The sequence below is a fragment of the Streptomyces sp. NPDC053069 genome, assembly GCF_044546895.1.
Classification (GTDB): Bacteria; Actinomycetota; Actinomycetes; order Streptomycetales; family Streptomycetaceae; genus Streptomyces.
This window is the reverse complement of sequence record NZ_JBITZN010000017.1, coordinates 145,008-160,752: the sequence shown is the minus strand read 5'-3', so window position 1 is coordinate 160,752 and position 15,745 is coordinate 145,008. Positions and strand designations below refer to the sequence as shown.

At 71.8% G+C, this 15,745-nt stretch carries 17 protein-coding genes; 5 read left to right on the top strand and 12 right to left on the bottom strand.

Features of this window, described 5'->3' with window-relative positions:
* Positions 1 to 81: 81 nt before the first annotated feature.
* Positions 82 to 267: a hypothetical protein gene (locus ACIGXP_RS32730; protein ID WP_363218282.1), complete on the top strand. Its 186-nt coding sequence runs from the start codon at positions 82 to 84 to the stop codon at positions 265 to 267.
* A 36-nt stretch (positions 268 to 303) separates the two neighbouring features.
* Here the strand turns inward: ACIGXP_RS32730 and ACIGXP_RS32725 are convergent, their stop codons facing one another.
* The 6 genes from ACIGXP_RS32725 to ACIGXP_RS32700 form a co-directional block, all read right to left on the bottom strand.
* Positions 304 to 717 (bottom strand): NUDIX hydrolase, encoded by a 414-nt coding sequence (locus ACIGXP_RS32725; protein ID WP_399774562.1) that lies wholly within the window; start codon positions 715 to 717, stop codon positions 304 to 306.
* 19 nt (positions 718 to 736) lie between these two features.
* Positions 737 to 1,906, bottom strand: a complete 1,170-nt coding sequence (locus ACIGXP_RS32720) for a CHAD domain-containing protein (protein WP_399774559.1) — start codon at positions 1,904 to 1,906, stop codon at positions 737 to 739.
* On the bottom strand, positions 1,887 to 4,244 hold the full coding sequence (locus tag ACIGXP_RS32715; RefSeq protein WP_399774557.1) for an RNA degradosome polyphosphate kinase: 2,358 nt from the start codon (positions 4,242 to 4,244) through the stop codon (positions 1,887 to 1,889). The genes ACIGXP_RS32720 and ACIGXP_RS32715 overlap by 20 nt, the downstream gene beginning before the upstream one ends.
* 223 nt (positions 4,245 to 4,467) lie before the next feature.
* The gene (mshD, locus tag ACIGXP_RS32710) at positions 4,468 to 5,394 is read right to left on the bottom strand and encodes a mycothiol synthase (RefSeq protein ID WP_363216942.1); all 927 of its coding nucleotides are present in this window, start codon (positions 5,392 to 5,394) and stop codon (positions 4,468 to 4,470) included.
* Between the two features lie 260 nt (positions 5,395 to 5,654).
* A complete protein-coding gene (locus ACIGXP_RS32705; RefSeq protein WP_399774555.1) occupies positions 5,655 to 6,065 on the bottom strand; it encodes a MarR family winged helix-turn-helix transcriptional regulator in 411 nt (136 codons plus the stop codon).
* A complete protein-coding gene (locus tag ACIGXP_RS32700; protein ID WP_399774552.1) occupies positions 6,062 to 6,952 on the bottom strand; it encodes an NmrA/HSCARG family protein in 891 nt (296 codons plus the stop codon). The genes ACIGXP_RS32705 and ACIGXP_RS32700 overlap by 4 nt, the downstream gene beginning before the upstream one ends.
* A 105-nt stretch (positions 6,953 to 7,057) precedes the next feature.
* Here ACIGXP_RS32700 and ACIGXP_RS32695 point away from each other — a divergent pair, with 105 nt between their 5' ends.
* Positions 7,058 to 7,537 (top strand): MarR family transcriptional regulator, encoded by a 480-nt coding sequence (locus ACIGXP_RS32695; RefSeq protein ID WP_363216945.1) that lies wholly within the window; start codon positions 7,058 to 7,060, stop codon positions 7,535 to 7,537.
* A 66-nt stretch (positions 7,538 to 7,603) separates the two neighbouring features.
* Here ACIGXP_RS32695 and ACIGXP_RS32690 read toward each other — a convergent pair whose 3' ends face one another.
* The 6 genes from ACIGXP_RS32690 to ACIGXP_RS32665 form a co-directional block, all read right to left on the bottom strand.
* On the bottom strand, positions 7,604 to 9,076 hold the full coding sequence (locus tag ACIGXP_RS32690) for an ATP-binding protein (protein WP_399774549.1): 1,473 nt from the start codon (positions 9,074 to 9,076) through the stop codon (positions 7,604 to 7,606).
* Positions 9,073 to 9,807, bottom strand: a complete 735-nt coding sequence (locus tag ACIGXP_RS32685) for a response regulator transcription factor (RefSeq protein ID WP_363216947.1) — start codon at positions 9,805 to 9,807, stop codon at positions 9,073 to 9,075. The genes ACIGXP_RS32690 and ACIGXP_RS32685 overlap by 4 nt, the downstream gene beginning before the upstream one ends.
* A 127-nt stretch (positions 9,808 to 9,934) precedes the next feature.
* Positions 9,935 to 10,156: a hypothetical protein gene (locus ACIGXP_RS32680; protein ID WP_363216948.1), complete on the bottom strand. Its 222-nt coding sequence runs from the start codon at positions 10,154 to 10,156 to the stop codon at positions 9,935 to 9,937.
* Between the two features lie 31 nt (positions 10,157 to 10,187).
* Positions 10,188 to 11,189 (bottom strand): S1C family serine protease, encoded by a 1,002-nt coding sequence (locus tag ACIGXP_RS32675; protein WP_399774545.1) that lies wholly within the window; start codon positions 11,187 to 11,189, stop codon positions 10,188 to 10,190.
* A gap of 112 nt (positions 11,190 to 11,301) precedes the next feature.
* Positions 11,302 to 12,327: a LacI family DNA-binding transcriptional regulator gene (locus ACIGXP_RS32670; RefSeq protein ID WP_363216950.1), complete on the bottom strand. Its 1,026-nt coding sequence runs from the start codon at positions 12,325 to 12,327 to the stop codon at positions 11,302 to 11,304.
* Between the two features lie 82 nt (positions 12,328 to 12,409).
* Positions 12,410 to 13,204 carry a winged-helix domain-containing protein gene (locus ACIGXP_RS32665; protein ID WP_399774542.1) on the bottom strand — a complete coding sequence of 265 codons (795 nt, stop codon included), beginning with the start codon at positions 13,202 to 13,204 and terminating at the stop codon, positions 12,410 to 12,412.
* A 179-nt stretch (positions 13,205 to 13,383) separates the two neighbouring features.
* Here ACIGXP_RS32665 and ACIGXP_RS32660 point away from each other — a divergent pair, with 179 nt between their 5' ends.
* Genes ACIGXP_RS32660 through ACIGXP_RS32650 form a run of 3 tightly spaced genes read left to right on the top strand, consistent with a single transcriptional unit; the run spans position 13,384 to position 15,718 of the window.
* Positions 13,384 to 14,235: an alpha/beta hydrolase family protein gene (locus ACIGXP_RS32660; protein ID WP_399774539.1), complete on the top strand. Its 852-nt coding sequence runs from the start codon at positions 13,384 to 13,386 to the stop codon at positions 14,233 to 14,235.
* A gap of 57 nt (positions 14,236 to 14,292) precedes the next feature.
* Positions 14,293 to 14,547 carry a MoaD/ThiS family protein gene (locus tag ACIGXP_RS32655; protein WP_351030841.1) on the top strand — a complete coding sequence of 85 codons (255 nt, stop codon included), beginning with the start codon at positions 14,293 to 14,295 and terminating at the stop codon, positions 14,545 to 14,547.
* A gap of 4 nt (positions 14,548 to 14,551) precedes the next feature.
* Positions 14,552 to 15,718, top strand: coding sequence for a hypothetical protein (locus tag ACIGXP_RS32650; RefSeq protein ID WP_399774535.1), 1,167 nt, complete (start codon positions 14,552 to 14,554; stop codon positions 15,716 to 15,718).
* The last annotated feature ends 27 nt before the right edge of the window (positions 15,719 to 15,745 follow it).

The window sequence follows — 15,745 nt, the reverse complement described above, 5'->3', positions numbered from 1 at the left end:
GTAGGAGGCGCCGTCACGCGCCGGACGGGCGCGGGGACAGCCGTGCGAACCCTTTGCGCACGGGTGGGTAACGTTGTCGGGGTGACAGCAACCGCGGCACGGCAGGACGGGCCGGAACACGCCCGGTCCGGGCAGGAACACCTCGTCACGACGACCGAAGAGGGCCGCTTCTGCGTGGCCCGCTGCAGCTGCGGCTGGCGCGGCCCGGCCCGCAGGGCCCGCAGTCAGGCCCGCACCGACGCGGAGAACCACCTGACGGACCTGTGACCGGGGCGCCCTGAGCAGGAATCAGGTCATCAGGTCCTACCTGTGTTCGAGCGGCCGGACGAGTGCGTCCACGAGGTCGCGGTCGTGTGGCCGGGTGAGGCGGCTGCGGGCCGCGGCGGGGGAGAGCCACAGGATCCGGTCCACCTCGTCGTTCGGGGTGAAGTGGCCGGAAACCGCCTTGGCCGCCCAGTAACGCACCTGCTTCGGGCGGCCGCCCGCGAGATACCGCACGGCCGGCAGTTCCTCGCCGGGCTCGGCCGTGTACCCGGTCTCCTCCGTGACCTCCCGGAGGGCACCCACGAGCGGCTCCTCACCCCGCTTGAGCTTGCCCTTCGGATGCGACCAGTCGTCGTACTTGGGCCGGTGGACCAGGCAGATCTCCAGGTCTCCGGCGACCGGTGAGCGCCGCCACAGCACACAGCCGGCCGCCCGTACCAACGTGTCGCTCACACCGCCTCCTCGGGGGAACTCAGGGTGTGCTGACGGTCTGCTTCTGCCAGGCCTGCTGGAAGGCGAACCTGGCGGCCTCCACCTCGTGCCGCTGATCGGCGTGGAGCACGCCGAGCGCGTACGCCGTCGCCGGGGCGATACGCGGCGTACGGGCGGCCTGGGCCGCCGCCGTCGCCGCCTCCGAGGCGTCCCGGTGCCGGTTCAGGGCCTGGCCCGCCGCCAACAGGCGTACGTCCACCGGTGCGTTGCCCCCGTGCAGCACCTCTTGGGCGTACCGGTGCAGGCGCAGCAGCAGGCGTACCTGGTGCCAGGGGCCGTCCTGGGGGTGCGGGGACGGGTCCGGGGACAGGCCGTGGACGAGAGCCTCCGCGTTGTACGGGTGGCCCGCGGTGACCAGGGGGAGCGTGGTGACTGCGGCTGTCAGCCGCTCCTCCGCAGCGGCTGCCAGGGGGTGCAGGTCGGTGGTGGGGGCGGCGGGGGTGAGGGGGACTTCGCTGGCGAGTACGGCGACCTTGTCGGCCACGGCGTGGAAGCGGGAGGAGCCGAGGGCTTGCAGCGCCGTGGAGTGAGCCCTTGTCCGCGCCAGGGTCAGCTGGCGGTCCAGCAGGGCGCCTGCTTTTGCCGCGCCCACCGTGAGGTTGCCGCGCTCTGCCGTTGCCGTCGCCCTGGCCGGGCCACTGGCGTTTTCCGGTGCCGCTTTCACTGGGACGGGCGCCGCCCCGGCGGCACGACTGCCCGCGGCCACGGGGGCTGCCGCATCGCCCGTGCTCGCCGCCGTGCTCGCGCTGCCGCCGCCTGCCGAGGCCACCGCCTGCCCCGGGAACGCCGTAACCCCCGACAGCCGGTGCAACGCCAGCAGCAGCCTCTCCAGACGGGACTCGTATGCGTGCTCAAGGCCCAACGTGCCCGACAGCCAGGCCAGTTCGGGGCGCATCTCCTCGGACCAGTCGGGGTCGAGGAGGGGGCGGTAGGTGTGCAGGCTGCCGCTGATGCGGCGGGCCGAGCGGCGCAGCAGGCGTGCCGCGTCGACGGATTCCTCCGCGCCGCTCGCCGTAGTGCCTCCCGTCTCGCGGTGCAGGCGCAGGGCGCGGAGGAACTCCGTGGCCTGGGCGCGCAGATACGCCGCGAGGGCGTCCCCGGTCACCACCTCGGCCGTGGGGTCCGTCGGGTCAAGGTGTTGCTGTGCCACGCCGGCGCCTCCGGGCGTCTATGAGCATCTCCTGGACGTTGCGCAGGGGTTGGCCGTCCGCATCGGCCGCGTGCCGTGTCCACTCGCCGTCGGGGCCCAGGTGCCAGGAGATGGTCGTGTCGGACATGCCGGTGTCCAGCAGCCGGTTGAGGGCTGCGCGGTGAGCGGGGTCGACGACCCGCACCAGGGCCTCTATCCGGCGGTCGAGGTTGCGGTGCATCATGTCGGCGCTGCCGATCCACACCTCGGGTTCGCCGCCGTTGCCGAAGGAGAACACGCGGGAGTGTTCGAGGAAGCGGCCGAGGACCGAGCGGACCCGGATGTTGTCGGACAGGCCGGTGACGCCGGGGCGGATCGCGCAGATGCCGCGCACCCACACGTCCACCGGCACGCCCGCCTGGGACGCACGGTAGAGGGCGTCGATGACCGCCTCGTCGACTATGGAGTTGACCTTGATGCGGACGAAGGCCGGACGGCCCGCGCGGTGGTGCTGGACTTCCTTGTCTATGCGGGAGACCAGGCCGTCCCGCAGGGACTTGGGGGCCACCAGCAGACGGCGGTAGGTCTCGCGGCGGGAGTAGCCGGACAGGCGGTTGAACAGGTCGGAGAGGTCCGCGCCGACCTGCGGGTCGGCCGTGAGCAGGCCCAGGTCCTCGTACAGGCGCGCCGTCTTCGGGTGGTAGTTGCCCGTGCCGACGTGGCTGTAGCGGCGCAGGGTGTCGCCCTCCTGGCGGACCACCAGGGACAGCTTGCAGTGCGTCTTCAGGCCGACCAGGCCGTAGACGACGTGACAGCCGGCCTCCTCCAGCTTGCGTGCCCACTTGATGTTGGCGTGCTCGTCGAAGCGGGCCTTGATCTCGACCAGGACGAGGACCTGCTTGCCGGACTCGGCGGCGTCGATGAGCGCGTCGACTATCGGGGAGTCGCCGGAGGTGCGGTACAGGGTCTGCTTGATCGCGAGGACGTCCGGGTCGGCCGCCGCCTGCTCCAGGAAGGCCTGTACCGAGGTGGAGAAGCTGTCGTACGGGTGGTGCAGCAGCACGTCCCGGGTGCGCAGTGCGGCGAAGATGTCCGGCGGGGACGCCGACTCGACCTCGGCGAGGTCGCGGTGGGTGCCGGCGACGAACTTGGGGTACTTCAGCTCGGGCCGGTCGAGGCTGTGGATGCGGAAGAGGCCGGTGAGGTCCAGGGGGCCCGGCAGCGGGTACACCTCGGCCTCGCTGATCTTCAGCTCGCGGACCAGCAGGTCCAGCACCTCGCGGTCGATGGACTCCTCGACCTCCAGGCGCACCGGCGGGCCGAAGCGGCGCCGCATGAGCTCCTTCTCCAGGGCCTGCAGGAGGTTCTCGGCGTCGTCCTCCTCGACCTCCAGGTCCTCGTTCCGGGTCAGCCGGAAGGCGTGGTGCTCCAGCACCTCCATGCCCGGGAACAGCTCCTCCAGGTGGGCGGCGATGACGTCCTCCAGCGGGACGTACCGGCCCGGGGCGGCCTCCAGGAAGCGGGACAGCAGCGGCGGCACCTTCACGCGGGCGAAGTGCTTGTGGCCGCTGACCGGGTTGCGTACGACGACGGCCAGGTTCAGGGACAGGCCGGAGATGTACGGGAACGGGTGCGCGGGGTCCACGGCCAGCGGGGTGAGGACCGGGAAGATCTGGTGGCGGAAGAGCGTGAAGAGGCGTGCCTGCTCCTTCTCGGCCAGCTCGTTCCAGCGGACCAGGTGGATGCCCTCGTCCGCGAGTGCGGGGGCGACGTCCTCGTGGTAGCAGGCGGCGTGCCGGGCCATCAGCTCGCGCGAGCGGGCCCAGATCATCTCCAGCACCTCGCGTGGCTGCAGCCCGGAGGCGGAGCGCGTCGCCACACCGGTGGCGATACGGCGCTTCAGACCTGCCACCCGGACCATGAAGAACTCGTCCAGGTTGCTGGCGAAGATCGCGAGGAAGTTCGCGCGCTCCAGCAGGGGGGTGTTCGGGTCCTCTGCCAGCTCCAGGACGCGTTCGTTGAAGGCGAGCCAGCTGCGTTCGCGGTCGAGGAACCGGCCCTGCGGCAGCGGTGCGCCGCCGGCCTGTGACTCTTCGTATGCGTCGAGATCGGCATCGATGTCGGGTTCCAGGTCGGAGACGGCCGCGGACACCGTGTGCGGGCGGTGCGCGGCGATGGAGCCCACGGAGGGCTGGACGTGCTGGACCTCGGCTGCCTGGGTGTCTTGCTGACTCATGAACCCATTCTTCCGCGCCATGGGCGAGACGGGCGCGTCGGAACGTGCGGGTGGGAGCGTCACGGTCCCGTTTCCCGCGGCCCCCTCGGGGGGCGGCGAAGGCTCTGGCACGGCGGGCTTCATTGGCCGAGCGTCGCAAGCCCGGCTGAATCGATGGTTACGGAGACATGACGTGCGGGATAGCGGGGGGAGGCTCCCGGGGGTCTTGGCCGCGAAAGTGACGTTTGTGCGCGCGACCGGCCGACCACGGACCGCAGTCGCCCGGGCGCCGGCAGTCCAACGGCGATCGGGCGTTCCGGCGGCGCGGCAAAACCGCCGGTCCGTCGCCGCCGCCGCAGGCCGGTGCTCAGGTCTCCGTGCGGTACATCAGATCCGTCTCGTACGTGCTGAACCCCAGCCGCTCGTACACCGAGACCGCCGCCTGGTTGTCGGCGTCGACGTAGAGCATCGCGGTCGGCAGCTGCTGGGCGGCCAGGTGGCGCAGGCCGATCGTGGTGAGGGCCTTGCCGAGCCCGCCGCCCTGCTCGCCGGGCCGCACACCGAGGACGTACACCTCGCCGAGCCCCTCCTCGGCGTGCACCTTGGTCCAGTGGAAGCCGATCAACTCCCCGCGCCGCTCGGCGAGGAAGAACCCGGCCGCATCGAACCACGGCTCGGCCTTGCGGTCGTCGAGGTCCCGCTGGGTCAGCGCGCCCTGCTCGGGGTGGTGGGCGAAGGCGGCGGCATTGACCTCCAGCCAGGCCGCGTCGTCCTTGCCGGGCACGAAGGCGCGCACGGCCACGCCCTCCGGCAGCACCGGGTCGGGCAGCGCCAGGTCGGTCAACGACCGTCGCATCTGGCGCAGTTCACGGAACAGGGTCAGACCGAGCACCTGGGCGAGATGCCGGGCGGCGGAATGCCCGCCGTGCGCCCACACCCGCAGCCGCTTGCCGGAGGCGGCGAGCAGCGCCGAGCCGAGCGCCCGGCCGTGCCCGTGCCCGCGGTGCGCGGGGTGTACGACGAGTTCGGCGGCCGGTGCCTCCACCGGGTCGGTGTCCTCCAGCTGGGCGTAGCCGACGAGTTCGCCGTCGATGGTCAGCAGCAGGTGCGAGACGCCCTCGCGGGGACCTCCGCGCAGTTGCAGCCGCCCCTGCTCGGACACCGGCTGCTGCCCGTCGACCCGGGCGGCCTCGGCGAGCAGGGCCAGCACGGCCTCGGCCTGGTCCGGGGTGAGCGCGGAATGGGTCTCGATGGAGCGGGCGGGAAAGGCTCGTACGGTGTCGTCGCTGCTCATGGGTAGAGGGTACGGCAGGCGACTCATTGATTGAGGTTCACCGGAATTGCCCTTTTCCGGCTGGCTGGTCTTCTTCCCGTCGCACCGGATCGTCGCCGCGAGCCCGGTGATCAGCAGGGCGCACAGCAGGGCCCGGGCTGAAAGGAGTTCATGAGCTCCCGTGTCCGCGCGTCGCCTGGGGCGTGCCGCAGTGCGACAGCCGCGCCGGCGACAGAGGTACGGGCCCACCGTGGAGAGGCTGAAGCAACTGACGGAGTGTCTCAAGGGGGGCTGTCCTCCGCGTTCCCTGCCATGCGTTCGAGGACCCGGACGGCCGTGCGGTACTCGGCCGGCGTGATGCCGGTCATGCAGCGGTCGCGGAACGCGTCGACCCGTTCGGTCACGGCGGTCAGCCGGTGTCGGCCGTCCGGGGTGAGGGCGAGCCGGTCCGGTGCGGGGCGGGTCGCCCAGCCGTCGGTGAGCAGGGTGTCGACGGATGCCTTCAGGGTGAGGACGTCGGCGTTGACGGCGAGGGCCGACAGGACGGCGGAGTCGTCGGCTCCGGGGGTGTCGCGGACGACGTTGAGCACCTGCCAGTCGACGCGGGTGAGGCCGAACTCCGTCAGCGTGGCGTTCATGGCGCGGGTCAGGGCCTTGTCGGTGCGGTTGAGCCAGTAGCCGATGGGCTTCATGCGGGGGTTCCTTCGGAGGCGGGTTCGGTCAGCAGCCGTGGCCAGTCCTGTGCGGACGCCCACTGCGTGAAGGTGTGCCAGCCCACCTCGGGACAGGCGCGCCGCAGGCCGGCGACGTCGACGTCCAGACCGTGGGTGTTGAAGTACTCGAACATGGCCGCCAGGTCGGCGGAGTGGGCCCGGACGTACTGCAGGGGCACCTCGTGGTGGGTGACCGGGCGGCCGGTGGCGGTGGCGAGGACGGCCGCGATCTGTGCGGGCGTACAGGTGTCGGAGGCGATGTCGATGCGGCTGCCGGAGAACTCTTCGCGGCGGCCCATGACCAGGGCGGCGAACGCGCCGATGTCGGCGGCGGGGATGAGCGTGATCGGCCGGTCGGCGGGCATGGGCCAGCCGAAGGTGTTCTCGCGCAGCCCCTCCAGGGCCCAGCCGCCGGCGTGGTTGTCCATGAAGGCGGCCGGTGCGATCACCGTCCAGGGCACCCCGGACGCGCGCAGGTGCCGCTCGATCACGTACTTGCTCTCGTAGTGCGGTATGCCGGTGCCGCGGTCGGCGTGCGCGGCCGAGGTGAGGACGACGTGGCCGAGGCGGGCTGCCGCGGCGGCGTCGACCAGGGCCCGGCCCTGCCGGACTTCGGTGTCGGTGTCGGTGCCGAACGGGGTGGTGACCCCGAAGAGGGCGTCGGCGCCGGTGAGGGCCGCGTCGAGGGAGGCGCGGTCGTCGAAGTCGGCGTGACGGATCTCCGCGCCGAGGGTGCGCAGGGCGGTGGCGGCCGGCGCGTCGGGGCGGCGGGTCAGGGCGCGGACGCGGTGGCCGGCGGCCAGCAGGGCGCGGGCGGTGGCTCCGCCCTGGGCGCCGGTGGCGCCGGTGACGGCGACAGTGAGCATGGGTGTCCCCCAGTGGATAGAATGACTGCGTAGCGCAATAGCTGCGCCACGCAGGAGAATAGCAGTCGGTTGCTGCGTCGCGCAGCGATTTGGGAGGCGAGCCATATGACGGAGCCGAGCCGGGACCGGCTGTACGAGGAACTGTCCACGGAATCGCGCCGCTACCTGGCGGCCTACGTCCTGTTCAACCAGGCCGTCGCCGACCACCTCGGCCTGCACCCCACCGACGTGCAGTGTCTGAGCCTGCTGACGGCCGAGCCGGAACCCCTCACCGTCCGCCAGATCGCCGACATGACCGGCCTCACCACCGGCTCGGCCACCCGCCTGGTCGACCGGCTCGAACGCGGCGGCTATGTCGTCCGCACCCCCGACCGGCAGGACCGCCGCCGCGTCCTGGTCACCCCGGTACCGGAGCACATCGCCCGGGTCGCCGCTGTGTGGGGTGACCTCCGGCAGGGCTGGCAGGCCATCTTCGACGACCACACCGAGGCCGAACTCCAGGTGATCATCCGGCACATGCGCCGCGCGAACGACCTCAGCCGCACCCAGATCGAGCACCTGCGCAACCTGCCGAAACCGGACTGAGCCGACGAGGCGCGGCCGGCCGACGGGACGCGCAGGCGACCGGAGGGGCCCGGCCGCCCGATGCGCTCAGCCGGCCGGCGTCCCGGGCGTCTCCGATGTCTCCGGCGGCGGCGTGGCCGCCCCCGGCAGGCGTACCGTCGCCACGGTCCCGCCGCCCTGGGCCCGGGTCAGGGTGACCTTGCCGCCCGCCTGCTGGACGGTGCGGGCCACGATGGACAGGCCGAGGCCGGAGCCCGGCAGCGCACGTGCGCTCGGTGAGCGCCAGAAGCGGTCGAAGACGTGCGGGAGTTCGTCCTCGGGGATGCCGGGACCGTGGTCCCGGACCGTCAGTACGCCCTCGCTCAGCTGTACCTCGATCGTGCCGCCCTCGGGGCTGAACTTCACCGCGTTGTCGAGGATGTTGACGACGGCCCGCTCCAGCGCGGAGGGCTCCGCCCGGACGTACCAGGGTTCGAGGCCGGACGTGATCGTCAGCTCGGGGCCGCGCAGCCGCGCCCGGCGCAGAGCCGCCTCGACCGTGTCCCGCAGCGCCACCACCTGGAGGCGCTCGCCGCGCTGGCCCTCCGGGCGGGACAGCTCCTGCAAGTCGCCGATCAGCGCGGCCAGTTCCGTCATCTGCGCCTTCACCGAGGCGAGCAGGGCCTTGCGGTCTTCCGGGTGGAGCGGCCGGCCCGTCTCCTCGCTGCGGGTGAGGAGTTCGATGTTCGTGCGCAACGACGTCAGCGGAGTACGGAGCTCATGGCCGGCGTCCGCGATCAGCTGCTGCTGGAGGTCACGGGAGCTGGCCAGGGAGGCGGTCATCGAGTTGAACGAGCGGGAGAGCCGGGCGACCTCGTCCTCGCTGTCGTCCTCCACCGGGATGCGGATCGTCAGGTCCTCGGTCCGGGCCACCTCCTCCACGGCCTCGGTGAGCTTGTCGACCGGGCGCAGGCCCGCACGGGCCACCACGAGGCCCGCCGCTCCGGCACCGACCACTCCGACGCCGGAGACGAGGAGCAGGATGAGTGCCAGGTCGTTGAGGGTCCGCTGGGTGTCCTTGAGGGACACGGCCACCATCAGGGCGACGCCCGGATAGCGCTGGGGAACGAGGCCGGGGCCTCCCATCAGTATCGGCACGGTCTTGACCCGTACGTCATTGCCGTGGGAGTCCTTGGCGTCGTGGTAGATGCGGACGTCGCCCTTCGCGGCCACCGCCGCGTCCTGCGCCGAGGGCGTCACGACTCCTTTGGAGTAGTTGAAGACGCAGATCTGGCCGTTCGGCATCACCACCTGCATGTAGTAGAAGGTGGGCCGCACCGCGTTGGGCGGCTGGTCCGAGGTCGTCGGGCAGGTGGCCAGAACCGTGGTGATCTGGTCCTCGGTCAGCCGCTGGTTGAAGTTGTCGAGCGTCTTGTTGACCTGCACGTCCAGTCTGCGCTGCACCATGAACCAGCAGGTGACCGAGACCGCCGCCACCGCGAACGCCACCGCCGCCGCGACCAGCATCGCCAGCCGGGCCCGGATCGGCAGTGAGCGGTAGCGCCGTACCAGCTTGTTCACTCGGCGCCGCCCTGGCGCAGGACGTACCCCACGCCCCGCACCGTGTGCACGAGACGCGGCTCGCCGCCGGCCTCGGTCTTGCGGCGCAGGTACATGACGTAGACGTCGAGCGAGTTGGAGGACGGCTCGAAGTCGAAGCCCCATACCGCCTTCAGGATCTGCTCACGGGTCAGTACCTGGCGCGGATGCGCCATGAACATCTCCAGCAGGGTGAACTCCGTGCGGGTCAGTTCCACCTGCCGGCCGCCCCGGGTGACCTCCCGGGTCGCGAGGTCCATGCGCAGGTCCGCGAAGGTGAGGGCCTCGTCCTCCTGCGCCTCGGCCGATACCGCCGCCGCGTACGAGCTGCGGCGCAGCAGCGCGCGGATACGGGCGAACAGCTCGTCCAGTTCGAAGGGTTTGACGAGGTAGTCGTCGGCGCCCGCATCCAGACCGGTCACCCGGTCGCCGACCGTGTCCCTGGCCGTCAGCATCAGTATCGGCGTCGTGTCGCCGGCCCCGCGGATGCGGCGGGCCGCCGTCAGGCCGTCCATGCGCGGCATCTGGATGTCGAGGACGACCAGGTCGGGCTGGTAGACGGTGGCCTTGTCCAGCGCGTCCGCGCCGTCGACGGCCACCTCCGTGTCGTACCCCTCGAACGCGAGGCTGCGCTGGAGCGCCTCGCGTACGGCCGGCTCGTCGTCGACGATCAGGATGCGCTGGGGGTCACGGTCGCCTTCGGCGGGGCTCATCGCTCGCGATTCCTCAGGGTGCGGTGGACGGGACGGACGGACCCTCTCAGCCTGCCACGGCCGACGGTCCGGGCGGCGCACCGCCGGGGCCGGGCCCGCACCGCGGTGCGGGCAGTACGGCGCAGCGTCAGGCCTGCACCGCGGTGAGGCGGTGCAGCGGCACCTTGCGGCGGTGGAGGCGGGCGGCGGAGGTGCGCAGGCCCATCAGCTCGCGGGGGACCGGCGGCGGGGCCACCCCGGGGGCGCGGGGCGTCGGGAGGGGCGTGTGCAGATCACGGACGATCGACAGGGCGAGGGTGACGTCGGCGGGACGCAGGCCGGCGCTCTTGTGCGAGACATGCTGGATCATGACGTACTCCCTGCTGACTGAGGGTGGAGGGTTAGCTCTTGTCGCCCGCCCGCAGCTTGGCCAGGTCGGACTTGACGGTGTTGACGGGGATCGCGAAGCCGAGGCCGATGCTGCCCGCGTCCGAGGAAGAGGAGGACTGCCGGCTCGACGAGTACATCGCGGAGTTGATGCCGATGACGTTGCCGCTCGCGTCGATCAGCGCGCCGCCCGAGTTGCCGGGGTTCAGCGAGGCGTCGGTCTGTATGGCCTTGTAGGTCGTCGTGGACGAGCCCGGGTCGCCGTTGAACTCACGGCCGCCGAACTCGAACGGCCACTGACCGTCGCCGCCCTGGCCCTGACCCTGGTTCTCGTCGGTGGAGACGGTCACGTCCCGGTTGAGCGCGGAGACGATACCGCTGGTGACGGTGCCGGTCAGGCCCTCGGGGGAGCCGATCGCGACGACCGTGTCGCCGACCTGGACGCCCGACGAGTTGCCGAGCGAGGCCGGCTTCAGCCCGGAGGCGCCGCGCAGCTTGATCAGCGCGAGGTCCTTGGAGCTGTCGGTGCCGACGATGCCGGCGGTGTAGCTCTTGCCGTCGCTGGTGCGCACCTTGATGGACTGCGCGCCGGAGACGACGTGGTTGTTGGTGACGATCTCGCCGTTCGACGAGATGATCACACCGGAGCCGGTGGAGGAGCCGCTGCCGAGGGTCGCCTGGATCTCGACGACGCTCGGGCTGACCGCGGCGGCGATCGCGGCGACGTCGCCCTTCTTGGCGGTCGGCACCACATGCGTGGTCGTACCGGCGGAGGCGACCGGGTCCTTGCCGGTCAGCTCCTGGAAGCCGTACGCCGTGGCGCCGCCGACCGCCGCGGCCACGATCGCGACGGCCGCGAGGAGGGCGACGGGGCCGCGGTTGCGCTTCCGGTGGTGGGGAGCGGGGGCCGTGGCCATGGCCGGCTCGTACGGCGGCGGAGGCGGCCACTCCGGGTTCACGGGAGCGGCGTAGCTGTGCTGCTGCGGCTGGGTGTGTGCACCCTGGCTCTCGGTCATGACCAGAAGACTCCCCCGTGACCATGAGAGCTTCCTGAGTGCTCGCTGAGAAGCCCGGCAGAACCTTGTTTGCCCGATATAAAGGCTCGGGACGGAGGCTCAGGATAAAGGGTCAGGCCTCGCAGCCGCAGGACGTTCGCACCACCAGCCGGGACGGGAACGTCTTCAGGCGCTCGCGGCGTGACCCCGCCACCCGCAGCCCGTCGTCCAGCACCAGATCGACCGCCGCACGCGCCATCGCCGAGCGGTCCGAGGCGACCGTGGTCAGCGGCGGGTCGGCCAGCGCCGCCTCCTTGATGTCGTCGAACCCGGCCACCGCCAGCTTGCCGGGCACGTCGATGCGCAGCTCCCGCGCGGCCCGCAGCAGGCCGATCGCCTGGTCGTCGGTGGAGCAGAAGATCGCCGGCGGCCGGTCGGGGCCGGAGAGGATGTCCAGGGCCACGCGATAGGCGTCGTAGCGGTTGTACGGCGCCTCGAACAGCCGGCCCTCGGTGGACAGCCCCGCCTCGGCCATGGCCCGCCTCCAGCCGTCGACGTGGTCGGAGACCGGGTCGCCGACGGCCGGCGTCTGAGCCGTACCGCCCATGCAGGCGACGTACTCGTAGCCGTGCTCCAGCAGGTGGCGTACGGCGAGCTGGGCGCCGCCGAGGTCGTCCGTGACCACGGCCACGTCGTCGATGGCCTCGGGACGCTCGTGCAGCAGCACCACCCGGGCGTCCCAGGCGTCGATCTCGGCGGCGGCAAGGTCGTTCAGGGCGTGACTCACCAGGATCAGCCCGGAGACGCGCATGCCCAGGAAGGCGCGCAGATAGTGGACCTCGCGCTCGCCGATGTAGTCGGTGTTGCCGACCAGGACCATCTTTCCGCGCTCGGAGGCGGCCTGCTCGACCGCGTGGGCCATCTCGCCGAAGAAGGGCTGGCGGGCGTCCGGGATGATCAGGCCTATGAGGTCGGTGCGCCGGGACGCCATCGCCTGGGCGACCCGGTCGGGGCGGTACCCCAGTTCCTTGATCGCCGCGAGGACACGCTCGCGCGTGGCCGGGGCGACCGGCCGGGGTCCGTTGTTGATGACATAACTGACGACGGCGGTGGAGGTCCCAGCCAGCCGTGCCACGTCATCCCGAGTCACCTTGGCCACGCGCGGAGTCTACGCGGATTGACCTGCTCTGGGCAGGGCGTACCAGTCCTTGGATGTGCGCCCACAGCAACCGGGCGTCGAACTAGGCGTCCGCGTGGACCTCGGAGTCGTCCCGGACGGCCGATGCATCCGCATCCTCCGCCGTTGCGCGGTTCCCCCCGGCCCGGTCCGCCTTGGCCCTGGGCTCCTCGGCGCTCCGGTCGGTCTTCTCGGGCGTGACGAACCGATAGCCGACGTTCCGGACGGTGCCGATCAGCGACTCGTGCTCCGGGCCGAGCTTGGCGCGCAGCCGCCGTACATGGACGTCCACCGTCCGGGTGCCGCCGAAGTAGTCGTAGCCCCACACCTCCTGCAGCAGCTGGGCGCGGGTGAAGACGCGGCCCGGGTGCTGGGCGAGGTACTTGAGCAGCTCGAACTCCTTGAAGGTGAGGTCGAGGACCCGGCCCTTGAGTTTCGCGCTGTACGTCGCCTCGTCCACGGACAGGTCGCCGTTGCGGATCTCCATCGGCGAGTCGTCGTTGACGATCTGCTGGCGGCCCATGGCCAGCCGCAGCCGGGCCTCCACCTCGGCCGGGCCGGCCGTGTCGAGGAGTACGTCGTCGATGCCCCAGTCGGCGGTGACGGCGGCCAGACCGCCCTCGGTGACGACCAGGACCAGCGGACAGCCGGGGCCGGTGGAGCGCAGCAGCTGACACAGGCTGCGCACCTGGGGCAGGTCGCGGCGGCCGTCGACGAGGATGACGTCGGCGCCGGGGGTGTCGACGAGAGCGGGGCCCTCCGCCGGGGCCACACGCACGTTGTGCAGGAGCAGGCCGAGGGCGGGGAGCACCTCCGTCGACGGCTGGAGGGCGTTGGTCAGGAGCAGCAGAGAACTCATACGTCTGGTTCCTCCTCGGTCCCTGCGAGGCTGTGCGGACGGGCACTGCTCTGCGTTCCCGAAGGCCCCGTACACCGGCGGTCACCCGAGGGTTCCCGCTTCGTATACAACGCTTCCGAAAGCACAAAAGGACCCGGGGGCTGCGCTGCCCGAGTCCTCTGCCCAGCAGAATAGCCCACATGAGCAAGGGTCCGGCAGGTCATGTGGCACGTTCCACCGATCGTCCGTATCGCGAGACAGGCAGAGGGGCGCCTATCCGGACGTTTCTGTGCACGGCCGACGGCGTTCCGGTCGATTCCGTATACGACCCGGGCGCGGTCGTATACGAAACGCATCCGGACGCCTCCCGTACACCTTCACGCGACCTGGTGTTCGTCGTCGCCCACGGGTTCACCGGGGACGTGGACCGGCCGCACGTACGACGGGTGGCGGGCGTCCTGCGCGGTTACGGCGCGGTCCTCACCTTCTCCTTCCGCGGCCACGGACGCTCCGGCGGCCGTTCCACGGTCGGCGACAAGGAGGTCCTTGACCTCGCCGCGGCCGTCGAGCGGGCCCGTGCTCTCGGCCACGCGCGCGTGGTGACCGTCGGCTTCTCCATGGGCGGCTCGGTGGTCCTGCGGTTCGCGGCCCTGCACCCCGGTACGGCCAGTGCTGTCGTCTCGGTCAGCGCCCCGGCCCGCTGGTACTACCGGGGCACGGCCCCCATGCGCCGCCTGCACTGGCTGGTCACCCGTCCCGAGGGCCGCCTGGTCGGCCGCTACGGCCTGCGCACCCGCATCCACCACCGCGACTGGGACCCCGTGCCCCTGTCCCCGGTGGAGTCGGTCCCCAGGATCGCCCCCACACCTCTTCTGATCGTGCACGGCGACCGCGACGCCTACTTCCCCCTCGACCACCCCCGGATGCTCGCCGAGGCGGCCGGTGACCACGGGGAACTCTGGGTGGAGCCGGGCATGGGCCACGCCGAACACGCGTCCGACGACGCGCTCCTCGCCCGGATCGCGCGCTGGGCTGTGGGCCGGGCGGGCTAGCCTGACACCATCTGTCTTCTGTCCTTGTCCTTTTCTTGCCGTCGATTGAGGAACGAGATGCCCAAGGTCACGGTGCGCTACTGGGCCGCCGCCAAGGCCGCGGCCCAGGTCGCCGAGGAGCCGTACGACGCGGACACGCTCGCCGACGCGCTGGCCGCCGTGCGCGCGCGACACCCCGGTGAACTCACGCGCGTACTGCAGCGATGCTCCTTCCTCGTCGACGGTCACCCCGTCGGGACCCGCGCGCATGAGACGGTACGGCTGGCCGAGGGCGGCACGGTCGAGGTGCTCCCGCCGTTCGCAGGAGGGTGAGGCGATGAGCGACCAGCCGTATCAGGGCGGACAGCCGTACCAGGGCGGTCCGTACGAGGGCTACGACCCGTACCAGCAGCAGCAATGGTCCGCGTACGACCAGCAGCAGTACGACCAGCAGCAGTACGGACAGCAGCCCGGCTACGACCCCCAGCTGACCCAGCAGTGGCAGGGGCAGACCTGGGAGACGCAGACACACGGGTCGATGCAGATGCCGGCGCAGGCGGCGTATGTGCCGCCGCAGGCGTTCGAGGGCCAGTACGGCCAGCAGCACGCGCAGCCGTACCCGGCCGCTGCCCAGCCGCAGCCAGGAACGGGAACGGGACCCGCACCGGCGGCGGCGCCCGCCCCGGAAGCCGTGGCGGAGGAGCCCGAGCCCGACTACGGGCCCGCCACGCTCGGCGGCAACTCCCGGATCACGGATGCCCAGCGGGCGCGCCTGGAGGGGCGTTCGCCGATCATCGAGCCCGGTATGCAGCCGGCGCTGCTGACCGCGGTGCTGGGCCTGCTGCTGGCCGCGACGGCGCCGGTCGCCTCGTACGCGCTGGTCGTCCCGCTCGTGCTGCTCCAGGCGGTGACGGCGGCGGGCTGGTTCCGGCTGAACGGCATGTGGCCGGCCCGGCAGGGCATCGCGCTGGCCTTCGCGGGCGGGCTCGCCGCGGACGTGGCCGTCCTGGCGGCCGGCCGCGATCACGTGCCCGCCGCGATCCTCGGCCCGCTCGGCGTCTGGGTCCTGCTGTGCCTGGTCCTGCAGCTGCGCTCGCACGCCTCGCCGGACGAGCGGATGTACGGCCTGATGGCGACGGTCGTCTCGGCGGCGCTGTCGGTCCTGGCCACCGGGTACCTCGGCGCCGACCCGCACGCGGTGTCGGTGGGCGCGGCGGCGGTGGCGGTGGCGATCCTGGCGAGGGCGCTGCCGCTGCCCACCCTGGTGTCGGTGGTGGTCTCGGTACTGGCCGCCTCCGGCGCGGGGATCGCCGTGGGCGGCATGACGGGGCTGGGCGCGAAGGGCGCACTGCTGGGCGGGGCCGCGGCAGTGTGCGCGCTCATCGGTCACCGGGTCGCGAGCTACGACTACCCGTCCCGCTTCGTCCACTTCACCGCGGGCGTGGCGTTGCCTCTGTCGGCGGCGGCGCCGGTGGTGTGGGTCCTGGGGCGCGCGCTGGGCTAGGGGGCGTCGCTCGGATCATCCGGCCCG

Excerpts from the sequence above, each read along its gene's own strand:
- ACIGXP_RS32660 (WP_399774539.1), top strand. The coding sequence starts at position 13,384 with ATGAGCAAGGGTCCGGCAGGTCATGTGGCACGTTCCACCGATCGTCCG.
- ACIGXP_RS32680 (WP_363216948.1), bottom strand. The coding sequence starts at position 10,156 with ATGATCCAGCATGTCTCGCACAAGAGCGCCGGCCTGCGTCCCGCCGAC.
- ACIGXP_RS32650 (WP_399774535.1), top strand. The coding sequence starts at position 14,552 with ATGAGCGACCAGCCGTATCAGGGCGGACAGCCGTACCAGGGCGGTCCG.
- ACIGXP_RS32685 (WP_363216947.1), bottom strand. The coding sequence starts at position 9,807 with ATGAGCCCCGCCGAAGGCGACCGTGACCCCCAGCGCATCCTGATCGTC.
- ACIGXP_RS32675 (WP_399774545.1), bottom strand. The coding sequence starts at position 11,189 with ATGACCGAGAGCCAGGGTGCACACACCCAGCCGCAGCAGCACAGCTAC.
- ACIGXP_RS32665 (WP_399774542.1), bottom strand. The coding sequence starts at position 13,204 with ATGAGTTCTCTGCTGCTCCTGACCAACGCCCTCCAGCCGTCGACGGAG.
- ACIGXP_RS32655 (WP_351030841.1), top strand. The coding sequence starts at position 14,293 with ATGCCCAAGGTCACGGTGCGCTACTGGGCCGCCGCCAAGGCCGCGGCC.
- ACIGXP_RS32700 (WP_399774552.1), bottom strand. The coding sequence starts at position 6,952 with ATGCTCACTGTCGCCGTCACCGGCGCCACCGGCGCCCAGGGCGGAGCC.
- ACIGXP_RS32695 (WP_363216945.1), top strand. The coding sequence starts at position 7,058 with ATGACGGAGCCGAGCCGGGACCGGCTGTACGAGGAACTGTCCACGGAA.
- ACIGXP_RS32715 (WP_399774557.1), bottom strand. The coding sequence starts at position 4,244 with ATGAAGCCCGCCGTGCCAGAGCCTTCGCCGCCCCCCGAGGGGGCCGCG.
- mshD (WP_363216942.1), bottom strand. The coding sequence starts at position 5,394 with ATGAGCAGCGACGACACCGTACGAGCCTTTCCCGCCCGCTCCATCGAG.
- ACIGXP_RS32705 (WP_399774555.1), bottom strand. The coding sequence starts at position 6,065 with ATGAAGCCCATCGGCTACTGGCTCAACCGCACCGACAAGGCCCTGACC.